The sequence below is a fragment of the Mycoavidus sp. SF9855 genome (assembly GCF_024582735.1).
Taxonomy (GTDB): domain Bacteria; phylum Pseudomonadota; class Gammaproteobacteria; order Burkholderiales; family Burkholderiaceae; genus Mycoavidus.
In genome coordinates this window covers 1,952,643-1,968,875 of sequence record NZ_CP102085.1, presented here as the reverse complement: position 1 = coordinate 1,968,875, position 16,233 = coordinate 1,952,643, and the positions used below count along the sequence as shown (strand labels likewise).

The 16,233-nt window shown below is 49.6% G+C and carries 15 protein-coding genes and 3 pseudogenes; 3 read left to right on the top strand and 15 right to left on the bottom strand.

What is annotated here, in order from left to right; all coding sequences use genetic code 11:
- Positions 1-19 precede the first annotated feature (19 nt).
- On the bottom strand, positions 20-1,441 hold the full coding sequence (locus tag NQD60_RS07920) for a DUF6880 family protein (protein ID WP_257100372.1): 1,422 nt from the start codon (positions 1,439-1,441) through the stop codon (positions 20-22).
- Between the two features lie 233 nt (positions 1,442-1,674).
- Here NQD60_RS07920 and NQD60_RS07915 point away from each other — a divergent pair.
- A pseudogene (locus tag NQD60_RS07915) lies at positions 1,675-2,271 on the top strand (plasmid pRiA4b ORF-3 family protein).
- On the opposite strand, the gene NQD60_RS07910 reads toward NQD60_RS07915, so the two are convergent.
- From NQD60_RS07910 to NQD60_RS07885, 7 genes are all read right to left on the bottom strand, one after another.
- Entirely contained in the window at positions 2,225-2,902 is a 678-nt protein-coding gene (locus NQD60_RS07910) for a GNAT family N-acetyltransferase (protein WP_257100371.1), read from the bottom strand. The pseudogene NQD60_RS07915 and the gene NQD60_RS07910 overlap by 47 nt on opposite strands.
- A 215-nt stretch (positions 2,903-3,117) precedes the next feature.
- On the bottom strand, positions 3,118-4,350 hold the full coding sequence (locus tag NQD60_RS07905; RefSeq protein ID WP_257100370.1) for an MFS transporter: 1,233 nt from the start codon (positions 4,348-4,350) through the stop codon (positions 3,118-3,120).
- Between the two features lie 2 nt (positions 4,351-4,352).
- Positions 4,353-4,670, bottom strand: coding sequence for a hypothetical protein (locus NQD60_RS07900; RefSeq protein ID WP_257100369.1), 318 nt, complete (start codon positions 4,668-4,670; stop codon positions 4,353-4,355).
- Positions 4,671-4,743: 73 nt separating this feature from the next.
- Positions 4,744-5,019 (bottom strand): type II toxin-antitoxin system RelE/ParE family toxin, encoded by a 276-nt coding sequence (locus NQD60_RS07895; protein WP_257100368.1) that lies wholly within the window; start codon positions 5,017-5,019, stop codon positions 4,744-4,746.
- Positions 5,019-5,168, bottom strand: coding sequence for a hypothetical protein (locus NQD60_RS07890; protein WP_257100367.1), 150 nt, complete (start codon positions 5,166-5,168; stop codon positions 5,019-5,021). The genes NQD60_RS07895 and NQD60_RS07890 overlap by 1 nt, the downstream gene beginning before the upstream one ends.
- A gap of 33 nt (positions 5,169-5,201) precedes the next feature.
- On the bottom strand, positions 5,202-5,369 hold the full coding sequence (locus tag NQD60_RS09205; RefSeq protein WP_368736108.1) for a hypothetical protein: 168 nt from the start codon (positions 5,367-5,369) through the stop codon (positions 5,202-5,204).
- A 433-nt stretch (positions 5,370-5,802) separates the two neighbouring features.
- Entirely contained in the window at positions 5,803-6,297 is a 495-nt protein-coding gene (locus NQD60_RS07885) for a peptidylprolyl isomerase (RefSeq protein WP_257100366.1), read from the bottom strand.
- A gap of 334 nt (positions 6,298-6,631) precedes the next feature.
- On the opposite strand from NQD60_RS07885, the pseudogene NQD60_RS07880 reads away from it, so the two are divergent.
- Positions 6,632-6,982, top strand: a pseudogene (locus NQD60_RS07880) (IS5 family transposase); the annotation flags it as partial.
- A 61-nt stretch (positions 6,983-7,043) separates the two neighbouring features.
- Positions 7,044-8,291 (top strand): annotated as a pseudogene (locus tag NQD60_RS07875) (IS3 family transposase).
- Here the strand turns inward: NQD60_RS07875 and NQD60_RS07870 are convergent.
- From NQD60_RS07870 to NQD60_RS07840, 7 genes are all read right to left on the bottom strand, one after another.
- On the bottom strand, positions 8,253-9,575 hold the full coding sequence (locus tag NQD60_RS07870; protein ID WP_257100365.1) for an IS5 family transposase: 1,323 nt from the start codon (positions 9,573-9,575) through the stop codon (positions 8,253-8,255). The pseudogene NQD60_RS07875 and the gene NQD60_RS07870 sit on opposite strands and share 39 nt — an antisense overlap.
- Before the next feature lie 189 nt (positions 9,576-9,764).
- Positions 9,765-9,932, bottom strand: a complete 168-nt coding sequence (locus NQD60_RS07865) for a hypothetical protein (RefSeq protein WP_257100364.1) — start codon at positions 9,930-9,932, stop codon at positions 9,765-9,767.
- 208 nt (positions 9,933-10,140) lie between these two features.
- Positions 10,141-10,587, bottom strand: coding sequence for a dUTP diphosphatase (gene dut, locus NQD60_RS07860; RefSeq protein WP_257100363.1), 447 nt, complete (start codon positions 10,585-10,587; stop codon positions 10,141-10,143).
- Position 10,588: 1 nt separating this feature from the next.
- Positions 10,589-11,785 carry a bifunctional phosphopantothenoylcysteine decarboxylase/phosphopantothenate--cysteine ligase CoaBC gene (gene coaBC, locus NQD60_RS07855; protein WP_257100362.1) on the bottom strand — a complete coding sequence of 399 codons (1,197 nt, stop codon included), beginning with the start codon at positions 11,783-11,785 and terminating at the stop codon, positions 10,589-10,591.
- A gap of 127 nt (positions 11,786-11,912) precedes the next feature.
- Positions 11,913-12,404, bottom strand: a complete 492-nt coding sequence (lspA, locus tag NQD60_RS07850; RefSeq protein ID WP_257100361.1) for a signal peptidase II — start codon at positions 12,402-12,404, stop codon at positions 11,913-11,915.
- Entirely contained in the window at positions 12,404-15,244 is a 2,841-nt protein-coding gene (gene ileS / locus NQD60_RS07845; protein WP_257100360.1) for an isoleucine--tRNA ligase, read from the bottom strand. Before ileS ends, lspA begins: the two co-directional genes overlap by 1 nt.
- Positions 15,241-16,182 carry a bifunctional riboflavin kinase/FAD synthetase gene (locus NQD60_RS07840; RefSeq protein WP_257100359.1) on the bottom strand — a complete coding sequence of 314 codons (942 nt, stop codon included), beginning with the start codon at positions 16,180-16,182 and terminating at the stop codon, positions 15,241-15,243. Before NQD60_RS07840 ends, ileS begins: the two co-directional genes overlap by 4 nt.
- Positions 16,183-16,233 lie beyond the last annotated feature (51 nt).

Sequence of the window (16,233 nt, the reverse complement as noted above, 5' to 3'; positions counted from 1 at the left end):
GAATACATTCTAAGCAAAATTAAGCAATCGGCTGATCCATGCCAAATTCTTTCATGTGAGCCCAAAAACCACTTTTACGAGAATGTGCAGTACGCAGAGTCGCGACGAACGTTTGGTGAGAAACGTAAGGTTCGTAGCAGGAGATAAGATTGTCCAGCGACTGGCATTCAGCCAGATGGCGCACCGCATGACGGTAACGTTTCGATTTAGCGCTGCGCAAGATAGCTTCGATCATCGCACGACGCAACAAGGTGGCGGCTAAAGGGTAGCTCCCTGCTAACTGCTGCGCAGTTTCGTCAAGTGAATAACACGCATCACCGTCGATTTCAGAGGTCCGCGTGAGCGTGAGTTGAGCGGCATAAGAAAGGCTTGGCCAACTTGAAAAGAAGTTTAACGCCACTACGGCATTGGGAAACTGCAACGCATATGCAAGTGCTTTTTCTTCGACCGCGGCTTGATCGAAAGCCGGCAAGCGTTTGAGATAGGCACGCAGGGCTTCACTGTTCAGGTGTTGATCGAACTTTTCTAAGCGGATTGTTTGCGCTTCTTCGGTTCGATTTGTCGCGTCGAGCGTTTCAAGATAGACCTTATCCCATTCATGCGAGGACGCGTGATAGCGGTTAGCATGAAGTTGGGGATGGCCTTCGAGCAGAGCAGTCATTGCCTCTTCTCCCCGCCCGGCGTTGAGCAAACGGTGTGCGATCTGAGCTGCAACATGTGGCATGCGCTGCTCGGCTGCCGTGGTGAGTGCAATATAGGCATCGACATCTTTTTCTTGATCAGCTAAATCTTGTAGCGCGCGCACGAGCACACGTTCTTGGTAATCAAATCGATTATCTTGACGCTTAGGATGGATCGCGAGCGCAGCGTTGATTTTTGCTTTAAGGTGCGCAACTCCCTGTTGTCCCAGCGCGGGAAAGAGTATCTCGACTAAGCCCTCGTATTGTCCGTAGTCATTGGCCTTGATTGCAGTGAAGGTTTGATTGGCTAACGCCATCGGCTCAGGATTTGCGCGTTGCGCAATGCCGCCAAGATCTTCGCGAGGCTGATGAAAGACCATGCTTAGGTCATTGTTGCGGTCGTAGCTGCGCTCATAAATTGAGGGGGCAAGCCCCATAAATAACCACAATAACTCAAGTGCCAGATCAGGTCGCTTGGGTGCAATGCGTTCTACAATGGTTTCGTATTGCAAATAAAGATCTTGTTTCAGTGCGTGGATTTTTTCGCAAGCGATAGCAGCCTGTGAGCGCTTCAATGAGGCTAGACGTTTTTTCACTTCGTTGGCGACTGTTTCAATCCCAGCTTGCTCAGCCAAGGCAAGGCGCAGTCTTTGCTTTATGTGAGCATCTTCTTGCGACAGAGAGTACAGAATAGCTGCAAGTCTATCAGCGCCAAGCGCGATTAGGTTATCGGCAGTGATAGTTTTGGATGAGGGCATCATGTTTCTACTGGATATGTTTCTATTGGACTTTTGCTACTTTTCAATCCCAAAGAAGGGAGCTTTGGGCCCGATTACGAATAGCTTACAATGAGTTTCAATTGTACCGCTAGACCTAATACAACAGGACGTGAATCTCTCGATTCATCTGGCTCCTTGTATCATTTTGTCTGTGGTGGTTAGCTACCACCACATTGAGGAGAAGAGAGCTTCTTTCGGCGGCCAGATACGATGGTATGTTAATTTTCCTTACCAGACTTCGGGTCTGGCTATCAAAATTAAATGGTCCAACGGTTGTTTGCGAGGCTGAAGTGACGATACCCAACGAAGCTGGTGCTGAAATTTACCAGTTCCATGTCTGGATTCGCCAGATTACTCCAATGATTTGGCGTTGGTTGCTGGTGCGCAGCGGCAGCACAATTGCTGAACTGCATGACACGCTGCAGATTGCCTTTGGCTGGAGCGATGCTCATTTGAACCGATTTCACATCCATGGCCAAGACTATGGCGTCTACCACGATGGCGATATCAGCTTTTCAACCGATGCCGATCAGGTTCGGCTATGCGAGTTCAAATTCCTTATCAATGAGCGCTTTCTCTACAAGTATGATTTTGGAGACGGCTGACAATATGAGGTGCGCATTGAAGCATGTCTGGCGCAAGATGAAAAGCGTACTTACCCATACTGCATTGGCGGCAAGCGGCGAGCACCGCCAGAAGAGTGTGGTGGCCCTTTAGCTTTCATAGTGCGCTGGGATGAAACACTCTCCTTTGAGACCACTCTCCTTACTGCGACAGAACCGGCAAATTTCTTTTATCAAGCTTTTCGATAGTTTCAGAAAAAACGAGCCGCTCTCTTCCAAATCTTTCGATCGTGGCAACTTGTGGCAATCCCAGAGATTTCCAAGTCTTGACGGAAGCATGATTATCTTCACGCGCTGTAAGGGTAATGTTTTTTGGAGTTTCCCCGGAGAGAGAGGGCAGTTTATAGCCTCGATCTAGCGCTTCAGGAATGTAATAATTCACCAGCGCAATAGCGACCTGCTTGCCCAATCCTTTACCCCAATGTTTATGATAGAGCACCCGACCTATCGCAATAGCAATGCATGAATCCCAAGAATCTGCTGGTTCCCAAGCTTTAATTAATACACTGCCAATAAACTGATCATCTTCATTTCTGTTGGTGATAGCAAAAGCGCTAAAGGCATTTCCATTTTGCCAGAGGTTTATCCACGTATTAACATGTTCTTTAGTTTGATCTGCACTCCAGACGCCGCCCTCACGGTATTTTTCCATATTGGTGGGATCGCTGAATAGCCTTATGTAATCTGGTAAATTTTTTTGAGTGACTGATTTCATTTCGAGATCTTTCGTCTGTATAACCACAGTCAAGTCCCCCTTATCACCGGTTTCAAAGCGAATGTCTGGCTTTGAATCAATATACGGCTGCGTGCCAATATTCATAGAACCCGTAGTATTAGAGATAGTCGACAAGATGAATTCTCCTTTAAAATAGATAGCTGCAAAACAGTGTGCAAAACTGACCAGATTGAAGCATGAAACATGCGTGGAAAAGTTTCCACTTTAGTTGTGTAACTATCCGGCGCATTTGCCGGGGAATCTGGCCTAGTGACCACATGGAAGCCAAAAGCGCCATCTATGAGCACAGCCTTTATTCATCACTCTACTCCGCTTCGTGGCCCAATTGAACGCTTTGCCCAGTACCAGGCAGCAAAACACAGCGCTGCGCCTGCATATATGGTCCAGCGGACACCATAACAGGAGGCGACGGTTCCCATCCATAACGCGCCAATTGCAGAGCCGCCCCGGTAGACGACACCATACAGTGCGAACACCCTTCCGCGCATGTGCTCGGCCACTTTCATTTGAACTATGGTTTGTGCACTGATCCCGGTCACCGCCAAAGAAAATCCGATCACAAAGAAAAGAGACAACGCAATAAAAAATTCATGGTTAATTGCTAGGTATAACACGCTTAACGACAAACATAGCACATGACGAATGATCAACGAAGCCAGATCTTTGGAAAGGTCTCGCCCGATTATCCAGAGTCCTGCAACCAAAGCACCTAAACCAATCATCGTGATCAGCACGGCGAATCCGCCGGCCCCTCGCTGAAATGCCATTTCAGCGATTGCCGGAGCCAGCTCCGGAATGCCGCGGATTCCGAGGGCGGTCAAAATGAGCATTAGAAATACTGGGCCAATTTGCGGATGACGCGCCGTGTACCGATAACCGGCGCGCATTCCATGCCAAATGTTGGACCGCTTGTGTCCGCGCGGCTTGCTTTTTAACCGAATGCAAAGCAGCGTAGCAATAAAAACAGCATAACTGAGTGCATTCAGAACAAAGGTGATAACAACACCCGAACCAGCAATTACGATGCCCGCGATGGCAGGCCCGATAAATCTTGCAATGTTGAAAACAATGGAATTAACTGCTACTGCGGAAGGAAGGTCAGCTGCTTTGACCAGGCTGGGAAGCCAGGAAAGGCGCGCCGGTTGGTTGATCGCGTCTGCCACGCCGAGCCCCAGTGTCAGCACAAACAGACCCTCGATATTAATTAGCCCTGTACTGGTTAAGACGGCGAGTAGCAGCGCCTGTATTAAGGCAGTGTGCTGTGTAAATAGCATGATACGCCGACGGTCATATCGATCGGCCAGTATGCCTGAGAGAGGACTTAAGAAAATGGTCGGGAACAGATCGGCAAACGCAATCAAACCCAGCCAGAAACTTGAGTGAGTCAGCGTCCAGGCAAGCCAAGCGACTCCCACCCGCTGCATCCAGCGTCCAATCAGTGAAATGCAATTGCCTATCGTAAACAGACGAAAATTTTGACTGTGCAGCGATCGGAGACCTGCAGAGCAACGCGATAACCACTGGCCGAACATGGCTATATTATGCCGGTCTGCGCTGGAAAATTGAGTGTGCTCAGAACTGACAGGTTTTTTCCATCCTGTGCGATATTCACTTTATATCCAGAATTGACGCGCGATGCGTGCCTGACGATACAGCCGCTTGCAATGATTGCTACTAGATCTCGGAAACCAGACGCCGCGTCACCGGCAATCAGATATTGGGAATCAATATATTCCTGCACCAGAAAGCCATCCAATTGCTGATCGGCAAACAGCTTCTTCCATTGCATCTCGGTATGATCTCGCCCAACGTACACGCTTGCACCACGAGTGTCATATGGATTTTTTATCACCCAATTATCCTTGTTCGCCAATATATTTTCAGCGTTAATACCGCCCCCCAGCTTTCTGCTATGCAGAATCATCTTAATGGTCTTCACGCGTATGCCAAAGACGCAATATATAGAGCGTGGAGCCCTGGATTTCATAGCGCATTTCATAATGCCCTACAAAAATTCTGCGAACCTCTCGTGGGTCAAATTCTTCAAACCTCTCTCCTATACGAGGATTCACTTGCAAGCGTGCCAGTGCAGCAGTGAGAGACTGGATCACATGTGCAGCAGCTGATTGACTAACCGAGGCTAAAAACTCATACAATCGCCCTAACTCTGCAAGCGCCTTACTCGTCCATTTTACTTCCATTAGCGCGGCAACGGCAAAATTTGATCAGTGCTAAGGCTATTCGCCCATGCTTGAACTGCTTGATAATCAATGACCTGCCCTGTCTCTACATCGGCTAATGCTTCATAGGTCAAACGGCTACGCTCTTCTTCCTGGGGTAAACCCAACATACGCACTACCAGGGGCAAAGCAGTTTTTTTACCTCAATTTGGAAGCGTAATGCGGCTCCTGAACTGGATTCTGCTCTCCAAATCGAGATCAAAACGTCCAAATGGGTTAACGTGATTCGTAAACAGCGGGCTTAACGCGGCCCGATCACGCGTTGTCATTTTTCCAAGCCAAGCAGGATCCTCAAGAATTTCCTGGATCATTAATGTATTGATATAGATAAGGCTTGACTGCAACAAATGCAAACACAGCAGCGAGGGGGACCGTAAGGATTACTTCGTGAATGAGTAACAGACAGCGCCAGAAAAGCAAAATCTAGAAATTGAATCTTGTTTTGATTTTTTGAATGGGTTTTCTTGTGCTTTTTTGCGTCAAACGGCAATTTTTTGACTACAAGATAAACGTTCGTTTTTCTTGTAGTTGGTATTTTCAGGCAAGGTCACTCCTCTTTCCCATCATTTGTCCCAAGCTATAATGTTTGATCATGCTTACTGATAACCAGCGGTTTCTGGTCTCCCAAAAAAGCCCATCTTAGGGGTCGTGCGGTGCTCACAATCCTCACTGTACAAGTACATCCGAATTCTGTGCTCCTGCTCCCCCAAATATGAACCTTTTTGGAAGATCGTGAACAGGTTCTTACGAAGCAACTACTGCTTTTTCAATTTTGACGGTTTCTACGGGTACATCTTGATGATGCCCTTTTGTGCCTGTTTTTACAGCAGCGATTTTATCTACCACTTCTAGGCCGGACACCACACGCCCAAAGACGCAGTATCCCCAGCCCTGTACGGTGGGAGCAGAGAAATTTAAAAAGTCGTTATCGCTCAGATTAATAAAAAATTGTGCGCTGGCAGAGTGGGGGTCATTGGTTCGGGCCATTACAATACTGCCGCGTACATTTTTGAGGCCATTATTGGCTTCATTTTTGATCGTGGCCTGCGTAGATTTTTGGTCCATATCTTCTGTAAAGCCACCACCTTGAATCATAAAGCCTGGAATCACCCGGTGAAAAATAGTGTCGTCATAGTGCGCGCTTTTGACATAATTCAAAAAATTTTCGACAGTTTGCGGGGCTTTCTCAGCATCTAGCTCAAGTTGGATCACGCCAAAAGAAGTGTGCAGTTCGATCATAAAAACTCCTAAGTAAGGTGAAAAAGATTTTGTTTTGAATAGATACAAGGCTCTAGAATTGCGGTAGTACTTCAAGATCTTTAGGTAAATGGGGCTGGTTTTTACGCAGCAGATCTTGCAAATCCTACCAACGCTGCTTGGAGAGCACATTGTAAATTTAGGCTAGGCGACAGAATAAGTAAAATCAAGGCGTTTTTAGAATTAATAGCGAGATATTGGGGTAAACCCAACATACGCACTACTAGGGCGTGTTGACGTTTGTCGCGAATCTCTTGAAAAATAAGAGCAAACCCGTATTGTTGAGGTTTCCACACCGAGACAATACGAGTTTGCAATGCCCCGATTACTTCTTACGGATGAATTTTGGTCGAAGCTAGAAAAGATTTTGCTTGATGAACAGATTTATCGCAAGCGTAACTTGCGCTTAAGGGTCGAAGGCATGCTTTATCGTCTGCGTGTTGGGTGTCCGTGGCGCGATTTGCCAAAGTTCTTTGGCTGTTGGAATACGGTGTATAAAAGATTCAATGCTTGGTCAGCAAGCGGTAAGTGGTTAAAAATTTTTAAGGCATTGGTCAATCAACCGGATTTAGAGTGGACGTTTATTGATGGTAGCTATATCAAAGCTCACCAGCACAGCGCTGGAGCGACGAGTGGACAAGATGAAGCCATCGGGAAAAGTCGTGCGGATCAGACTGAAGTTGGCTTCTTTTCGCGGACACTTTTAAACTACCTAAAAGGAGTTCGTAATGAATCAATCTAGAGCGCCGTATCCAGCGGCCTTTCGTAGAGCTAGTGCAAGCGGGTAAGAGCGCTAAGGAGCTATCCAAAGAGTTAGGATGCTGTACTAAGACAATCCTTAATTGGATAGCCCAAGCCTCGATAGCTCAAGAACCCAAATCATCGGTCAAGGCGGGCCTAAGTGTTGCAGAGCGTGAAGAGCTTAGTCGCTTACGCCGTCAAGTACGCCAGCTACAGGTGGAGCGAGATATCTTGGCAAAGGCTACGGCCTGGTTTGCCGCCAAAGGCGAGAAGATGTACACCCCATCTTCGAACTCGTGATGGTGAATCAGGCCGAATTTCCAGTGCAGGCATTGTGCCAAGTTCTAAACGTTTCGCGCAGTGCATATTATGACTGGCGTAAACGTGTACCGAATGCTCGTGAGCAAGCGAATGCGCAACTGATAGAGGACATTCGCACGATTCACGCTGAGTCAGATGAGACTTATGGTATGCCACGTATTCGAGCTGAGCTGAAGGAGCAAGGTTGGATTGTCAGTCGTCGCCGAGTGGCACGGCTGATGCGCATTCACAGCCTGCGGGGGGTATGCCGTCGCCGCTACCAAGTGACAACTAAACGCGACCTGCGACAACGACCCGCGCCCGATCTGGTGAATCGTCGATTTGTTGCGGATGAGCCAAACCAGCTGTGGGTGGCGGATGCCACGTTCGTGCCAACTGGGGTAGGTTTTATCTATCTGGCCATTGTTCTGGCTGTGTGGAGTCGACGTGTGGTGGGCTGGGCAATTGGTGAGTCTCTTGACACTGATCTGATGCTCGATGCCTTGAATATGGCGCTTGAACAACGCTAGCCAGAAAATGTGATTCATCACAGTGATCAAGGGTGTCAATACACTAGCCTTGCCTTTGGCAATCGCTGCAAGGCAATGCGCGTAAGAGCTTCTATGGGCAGCGTAGGGGATGCCTATGACAACGCGATGGCGGAGAGCTTTTTTGCCAGCCTTGAATGCGAATTGCTCGATCGTCGAAACTTTAAGAGCAAATCTGAAGCTCGATTGGCTGTATTCACATGGATTGAGGCCTGGTACAACCTCAAACGTAGGCATTCAGCTCTCAACTACGTCTCACCGATCAACTTTGAAAGGAACTATTTGCAAAAAAACGACATTCGACCTAATGAGTCGGTCCTGAATAAATCGTTTTACGTACTATTTGATCTAAAAACTCAAACCAACAGCAAAGGTATGACAGAATAAAACGGATAAAAGAAAGACGTAAAAAAGCCGAAGCTTTCTGAGGATCATTCGTAAGTTATGCCCAGCGCCACAGAGCACAGCGTGCATGGCATCGCCTAATGCCCCTTTAAGCCAATTTCGACCGAGCTTCCCATCCGCTTTCATATGACCAATAGTGGGCTCGATGGCACTGCGTCGTTTGATGATCGCGCTTAGCGTACGGGTAATACCCCGACGCATGCCAGAGTGATAGATTTTTACACCCTCTATCGCAATTCCTTTGTAACCCCGATCAACGATGGCAACCTCTGGAGTCACGTCACTTAAGATCGCTGCCTGTTCTAGCGCCTCGGCCAGCGTATGACCGTCGTAGGGATTTCCTGGCATCGAGCGTGCGCCAACCACCAGCCCCTCCTGATGAGTCGTCGTGATCGACACTTTCACACCGAACTCGTAGGGCTTACGCGCCTTGCCCTTGGCAATACACTCCACTTCCGGGGCATGCAGAGCATAGAGTTTGTCTTTGTCCTTGCGCCTTTGCGAAATGATTCGTTTCGTACGGGATATCAACTCTCGCAATGCTTCACGCCCTTGCTCGGCCACTGACTCGATTTGTCTTTCAACGTCACGCATCACTCGTCCCACTCGCGAACGCAGGGTGCTCAACGCCTTGTTCATTCGTTTGTGCTGCTTCGCGTGCGCATAGCGGCCGATTTGGATTGATAGGCGGGGCGCGACTCGGTTGTAGTTTTGCCGTAACTTTAAGCCATGTTGTTCCGCCGCTTTCACCAGGTGCTCTCGGCAACGCTCTAGCAGTCGCGAGTCGGTTGGATGCGCTATCGCTTTCTCCATCACCGTGGTGTCAACGATCACTCGTTTTACGCTCGACGCTTTGATGACATCACTACGTTTGGCCGCTTCGATCGTCTCCGCTAATAGCTCTTCTACGCCCGCTTCACCCAGCCGATTACGCCAACGCGTTAGACTTGACGGGTCAATCGGCGCCTCGGTTTGGAGGTACGTTTCCCCTGTAAAAAATTGATGGTAGGGGTTTTCCAGCCAACCCAACACCACTTCTTCATCAGACAAATTGAATGCGTATTGCAGATACAGTAAGCCTGCTATGAGTCGTGGCGAGGTCGCAGGTCGACCTCTATTTGAGGTGAAGTTCTCACTCATCAACACGCTAAGCTGATCCCAGTTGATTAAACCCGCCAGTCGCACCAACGGATGCTTCATATTGATCTGTTCGTTTAGCGGATACCGGAATAAATCTCCTGTGCTCGCCGTTGCCTTTGGACCCATTTTTGCCTCATCACAAATTGCAAGATTTACTTTCTTAATATGCCATTTTATTGCAATTTGTGCCACTCTATTTCGACGAAAAACCTTTACCACATAAGAGCTTACGAGTTATTCAGGGTCGACTAATGACTCTCTACATGAGTTGGACTGCTTTAAGTTTGGCAGGGTGGATTCTGTTTTGCCTTGTGTTCATGCCGCATAACAAAATAATTTCATATCCATTTCCAATTGATTAATGGAAACCATTTTTTGTCCGTGAGAGAGGGTCAACATCACTTCTGTGAATATCGATTGAGGATTCGACAGATCTACTCCCTCTAGAAATTTATCTAATATCCCTTTGTCTATCTTCGTCATATGCTTCCCTTTTTATTAACTTCATTATCATATGACTTCTTTCACACAAAATTCCTGACACCCTCTTGTCTAGTTATGTAACCCCAGTGAGTTCAAGCGGCTTAGCATCAAATTAAAACGAAGCAAAATGGAGAGTGTTGATGATGTTCAATCATCGCGTTTTCCAACGCAACCAAACACAGGTGCTAGCCGCACAAATCGGAGTTATCTACGCCCTACCGGTACTGCCAAACCCGCCTTCACCACGTGCACTTTGCGCAAACTCATCAACAATATTAAATTCAGCTTGTATCACCGGCACGACTACGAGTTGGGCCAAACGCTCAAAGGGCGTGAGCGTAAAGCGAGTTTGCCCTCGGTTCCAGGTCGAAATCATCAACTGCCCTTGGTAGTCGGAATCAATCAGCCCCACTAGATTGCCCAGCACAATACCGTGTTTATGCCCAAGCCCTGAGCGTGGCAAAATCAGCGCGGCATAGCCTGGGTCATTTAGATGAATCGCGAGCCCGGTGGGGACTAATGCCGTAGTGCCAGGCTCAAGCGTCAGCGGAGCTTCAAGGCACGCACGCAAATCAAGGCCGGCGCTGCCCGGGCTTGCATAGTGCGGTAATTGATCACGCATGCGCGGATCGAGAATTTTGATATCGATTTTCATATTAATCTTTAACCGTTAGACGCTGTGCAATTTCAGCGATTAAAGTGCGGGCCAGCGCTTGTTTATCCATGCGCGGCAACGGGGTCGCGCCTGTTGCGTCGAATAATGTGACTTCGTTGTCGTCGTAACCAAAAGCCTTAGGACCAAGATTGCCGACTAAAAGCGGTACGTTTTTGCGTAGCCGTTTTTCCTGTCCATGCTTCTCAAGCTCTTCACTTTCTGCTGCAAAACCTACGCAAAAGGGGGGCTTGGGCAAATGGGCGACCAGCCGCAAAATATCTGGATTTTCAACAAAAGTGAAGCGAGGGGCGATGGCTTCGCCATTTTTCTTAATCTTTTCCATGCTGACTTGGTCAACGCGCCAGTCAGAAACGGCTGCGACCGCGATAAAAATATCGGTTTCGGCTATTTCGGCCATGACGGCATCACACATTTGTTGAGCGGTTTGTACGTCGTCACGGATCACGCCGGCGGGCGTAGCAAGTGGCGTTGGGCCTGCAATTAAGCGAACCTGCGCGCCACTGTGCGCCGCTGCGCGTGCCACAGCGAAGCCCATTTTGCCGCTTGAACGGTTGGTGAGGCCGCGGACTGGATCAATCGGTTCATAGGTCGGGCCTGCCGTGATGAGTACGCGTTTGCCGGCCAGTAATTTTGGTTGAAAAAATGCCATGATGGCATCTAATATTGCCGTTGGTTCAAGCATCCGGCCTGCACCGGTTTCGCCGCATGCTTGCGACCCGGCATCAGGGCCCAGTACCAAGATTTTATCTGCATGAAGTTGCGCGAGGTTGCGCTGGGTAGCTGGATTTTGCCACATCTGCTGATTCATCGCCGGGGCCACCAGCAGCGGGCAAGTGCGCCCAATGGCTAGCGTGGAGAGAAGATCGTCGGCCAAGCCGTGGACCAGCTTTGCAATAAAATCCGCTGAGGTGGGCGCGATGATGATTGCATCGGCCGCCCGTGAAAGGTCGATATGAGCCATATTATTGCTCATGCGTGCATCCCACTGGCTGGTATAGACTGGGCGGCCTGACAGCGCCTGCATCGTAACCGGTGTAATGAATTGGGTCGCGGCGTCGGTCATCACGACCTGTACAGTAGCGCCTGCTTGGGTGAGAAGACGGGTTAATTGCGCAGATTTATAGCAGGCAATGCCGCCTGTTAGACCAAGCACGAGATGTTTGTTGAGCAGATCCATCTGGATTCTTTAAGTTAATCAGCCGGTTCGGAGTTTCGCACAATAACTGAGTATGGCGTCATCAGCCTAAATGAGCATGGCCTCATCAGCTGTGCGTTCGTGATTGCAGCGCCACACCTCTATTGCTTCAGCGTGCGCGACGAACGCGCCGCAGTTCATCGATAATCAGCAAAATTGCACCGCACGTAATCGCGCTATCGGCCACGTTGAAGGCTGGCCAGTGCCACCCCCGAAAATGAAAATCGAGGAAATCAATGACATGGCCATATAACAGCCGGTCGACGACATTGCCAAGCGCGCCCCCAAGAATGAGAGACAGCGCAGTGCAAAAAAGCTTTTGGCCGCTGTGCCGTTTAAGTAAGTAAGTGATAAAAAATGCTGCAGCTATGCCCAACGCAATAAAAGCCCAGCGTTGCCAGCCGCCGGCTTTCGCTAAAAAGCTAAAAGCCGCGCCTGGATTATAGACCAGGACTAGATTAAAAAATGAAGTCAGCGGATGCGACTCGCCATAAGCATAAGTGTGCATGATTGAGAGCTTGCTGAGCTGGTCGCACAAGATAATGGCCAGCGCTAACCCTAACCAACGTATGAGTGTTTCACGATTGTGTTGGTTTGCCATTATGCCGCCCTCCGCGTAGGTTCGCCAGCGCCAAATAGATTGTTAAAACATCTCATGCAGAGGGTGGGATGGGCGGATTCTGTGCCGACGTCGCTACGATAATGCCAACAACGCTCGCATTTGTGATGTGCTGAAGGGGTCACATAGACGCCTTCAGCGCTTTCCTGCTCAACTTTGACGACGGTCGCGGCGGACGTAATCAAAATAAATTTTAAGTCGTCGCCTAAGCTTGCTAGGGTCTCATAACGCACGCCGCTCATGCTTAACTCCACCTCGGCTTGCAACGATGAACCGATCTGACCACTGGTACGAGCAGCTTCAAGTGCTTTGGTAACTTCACTACGCACCGTGCGCACTAGTTGCCATTTGGCAATCAGTGTTGCAGCGTGCTCGACGGCTGGATAGGTGTGATGAGTTTCGGTAAAAATGGTGGCTGCGTCCGGCTCTAGGACTTGCCATGCTTCTTCGGCGGTAAAGGATAAAATAGGCGCAATCATCCGCAACAGACTTTGCGTGATGTGATACAGCACGGTTTGCGCGGCGCGCCGTGCGGGCGCATCTGGCGCTGCGGTATAGAGGCGGTCTTTAAGGATATCCAGGTAAAAACTCCCCAAATCCTCTGAACAAAAGGTCTGGAGCTTTGCTAGCGCTGGCTGGAATTCATATTGCTCGTAATGCACGAGAATCTCGCGTTGCAAAGCCGCTGACATCGCCAGCGCATAGCGATCCATTTCAAGCCAGCTAGCGATCGGTTGAGCGTGCTGCGCATATACAAAATCAGACAAATTGGCCAATAAAAAGCGCAGCGTATTACGGATGCGTCGATAACTCTCGACGACGCGTTTTAAGATTTCATCGGAAATGGATAGCTCGCCTGAATAGTCGGTCGATGCGACCCAGAGCCGAATAATCTCCGCGCCCAGGGTGTCAGTGATTTGCTGCGGTGCAATCACATTGCCGAGCGACTTTGACATCTTGCGGCCTTGTCCGTCGACGGTAAAGCCGTGCGTGAGCAGGGCTTTGTAAGGCGGCTGGCCATCAAGCATAGACGCGGTTAACAGCGATGAATGGAACCAGCCACGATGCTGATCGGATCCTTCTAAATACAAATCAGCTGGAAAGGTAAGCTGATCCTGATGAGAGCCGCGTAGTACATGCCAATGGGTGGTGCCAGAATCAAACCAAACATCGAGCGTATCGCGGTTTTTTTCATAGTGATCTGCGTCATCGCCGAGTAACTCACGCGGATCAAGCGCTTGCCATGCTTCAATGCCGCCCTGCTCAACGCGTTGGGCGATTTCTTCAAGCAGGGCCAGCATATTAGGATGGAGCTCGCCAGTTTCTTTATGCACAAAAAAAGCGATCGGTACGCCCCATTGACGTTGCCGCGAGACCGTCCAATCGGGACGGTTAGCAATCATGCCAAATAGCCGCTGTTTGCCCCAGGCCGGGTAGAAATGTGTCGCCTCAATGCCTTCCAAGGCGGCGGCGCGCAGAGTTTTGCCGCCTTCCTTAGGGACTAGATCCATGCCCACAAACCATTGCGAAGTCGCACGATAAATGATGGGTGTTTTATGCCGCCAGCAATGCATATAGCTATGCGTATACATTTCGGTTTTGAATAACCCGCCAGCTTGGTCTAAGGCTTCGACAATTTTAGGATTCGCTTGCCAAATCGACAGGCCGCCAAAAAGGGCCAGCGATTCAGCATAATGGCCATTGCCGAGCACCGGGTTAATCATCTGCTCATCATGAATGTGATGCGCTTTACACGAAATAAAATCCTCAACGCCATAGGCCGGTGCTGAGTGAACCACCCCCGTGCCCGTCTCTAAGGTTACATAATCGCCAAGGTGGATGGGCGCAGTCCGTTGATAGGCTTCGTGCGCAGTGGCCAGCGGATGATGAAAATGGAGCCCTGCTAGCGCTTTACCTGGCGCCGATGCAATGATCGTGCCGCTGAGTCCATACGCTTGTAGGCATGTTTCAACGCGTTCGGTGGCCAGAATCAGTAAGCCACGTGGCGTGTCAACCAAACTATAGCTAAACTCTGGATGGAGATTCAGCGCTTGATTCGCCGGAATGGTCCACGGGGTCGTGGTCCAGATGACAATCCAACCGTTTGCTTGGGGTAACGTGGTGAGCCCAAATGCCTGTGCGATTTTTTCTGGTTGGGCGAAAGCAAAGCCAACATCAATCGTGGGATCGGTTTTATCTTGATATTCGACCTCCGCTTCGGCTAGGGCCGAGCCGCAGTCAAAGCACCAATTCACAGGTTTTAGGCCACGAAAGATATATCCTTTTTCGAGAATTTTGGCGAAGGCGCGGATTTCATTCGCCTCATTGGCAAAAGCCATCGTGAGATAAGGTGACTCCCAATCGCCGAGTACCCCTAAGCGCTGAAATGCAGTCTTTTGCCGCTCGATCTGTTCATTCGCGTAAGCGCGCGCTTTGCGCTGCACTTCGGCAGTGGGCAGTGCTTTGCCAAACTTTTTTTCAATTTGAATTTCGATCGGCATGCCATGACAATCCCAGCCCGGCACATAGGCGGCATCAAAGCCAGCCAGCGTGCGCGCTTTCACAATCATGTCTTTCAAGATTTTGTTAACCGCATGGCCAAGGTGAATATCGCCATTGGCATAGGGGGGGCCGTCGTGCAGGACAAATTGCGGGCGCCCCTTGCAAATCTGGCGAATTTTTTGATACACCTTTTTTTGTTGCCATGCTTTGATCCATTGCGGTTCGCGTTTGGGTAGCTCAGCGCGCATTGGAAAAGAGGTGTTTAGGAGGTTAACCGGATATTTTGCAACTGGTTTTGCATCCGCTTTTTTATCGCTCATAGTTTCTGATCAGAGGAGATGAAGAATGTACGCGCATTGTCTACGTCGCGCGCAATCGCGGCGCGTAAGGTGGCAAGGTCATCATATTTTTCCTCGCCGCGCAATTTTTTCAGGAATTCAATTCGCACTAGTTTGCCATAAGCGTCGCCTTGCCAATCGAGGACATGCGCTTCGAGCAACGTCCGGCCCGAATCATCCACCGTAGGTCGTATGCCAAGGCTGGCGACAGCCGGCAATGGGTTTGCGGCTAGTCCATGCACACGTACCGCAAAGATGCCGCTAAGCGCTAAGCGTTGGGATGCTATGCGAAAATTCAAGGTCGGAAAACCAAGCTCGCGCCCCAATTTGCTGCCATGTATGACATGACCGCTAATCATATAGGCACGACCCAGCAAAACGCCGGCGCTGGCCAGATCTCCCGTGAGCAAGGCGGCCCGTACAGCAGAGCTAGAGATCCGTAGATTGCCATTGGTAATCGTGGCGATTTTCTCGACCTCAAACCCATATTGCTTGCTGGCGGTTTGTAAGGTAGCGAAATCGCCAGCCCGTTTTGCGCCATAACGAAAGTCATCGCCCACTAAAAGCCAGCGTGTATTTAGGCCTTGTACGATGACGCGCTCGATAAAAGTCGCCGCAGCTTGACTCGCGAAAGTAGCATTGAATGGCTCAACAATCACCTGGTTCACGCCACATAGGCGCAAGGCTTCAAGCTTGTCACGCAACAGCGCAATGCGCGGCGGTGCGCTGGCCGCATTAAAAAATTCGCGTGGATGTGGCTCGAAAGTCATCACGCAAACCGGCAAGCCTCGTTGCTGAGCCTGTTCGCGCATATGCGCTAGCAGCATTTGATGGCCGCGGTGCACGCCATCAAAATTGCCAATAGTTAAGGCGCATGGTGTTTTGCTGCGCGCGTTAGAAAGGCCTCTAAACACTCTCACATGCAGTCTCTATTATGTGCCATCTATTTATGTGCTGTGACCGATTGATGA

Coding starts and splice junctions, on each gene's coding strand:
- NQD60_RS07905 (WP_257100370.1), bottom strand. CDS start 4,350: ATGTTCGGCCAGTGGTTATCGCGTTGCTCTGCAGGTCTCCGATCGCTG.
- dut (WP_257100363.1), bottom strand. CDS start 10,587: ATGAAAATCGATATCAAAATTCTCGATCCGCGCATGCGTGATCAATTA.
- NQD60_RS07865 (WP_257100364.1), bottom strand. CDS start 9,932: ATGACGAAGATAGACAAAGGGATATTAGATAAATTTCTAGAGGGAGTA.
- NQD60_RS09205 (WP_368736108.1), bottom strand. CDS start 5,369: ATGATCCAGGAAATTCTTGAGGATCCTGCTTGGCTTGGAAAAATGACA.
- NQD60_RS07920 (WP_257100372.1), bottom strand. CDS start 1,441: ATGATGCCCTCATCCAAAACTATCACTGCCGATAACCTAATCGCGCTT.
- coaBC (WP_257100362.1), bottom strand. CDS start 11,785: ATGGATCTGCTCAACAAACATCTCGTGCTTGGTCTAACAGGCGGCATT.
- ileS (WP_257100360.1), bottom strand. CDS start 15,244: ATGAGCGATAAAAAAGCGGATGCAAAACCAGTTGCAAAATATCCGGTT.
- lspA (WP_257100361.1), bottom strand. CDS start 12,404: ATGGCAAACCAACACAATCGTGAAACACTCATACGTTGGTTAGGGTTA.
- NQD60_RS07890 (WP_257100367.1), bottom strand. CDS start 5,168: ATGTTGGGTTTACCCCAGGAAGAAGAGCGTAGCCGTTTGACCTATGAA.
- NQD60_RS07910 (WP_257100371.1), bottom strand. CDS start 2,902: ATGAATATTGGCACGCAGCCGTATATTGATTCAAAGCCAGACATTCGC.
- NQD60_RS07870 (WP_257100365.1), bottom strand. CDS start 9,575: ATGGGTCCAAAGGCAACGGCGAGCACAGGAGATTTATTCCGGTATCCG.
- NQD60_RS07885 (WP_257100366.1), bottom strand. CDS start 6,297: ATGATCGAACTGCACACTTCTTTTGGCGTGATCCAACTTGAGCTAGAT.
- NQD60_RS07895 (WP_257100368.1), bottom strand. CDS start 5,019: ATGGAAGTAAAATGGACGAGTAAGGCGCTTGCAGAGTTAGGGCGATTG.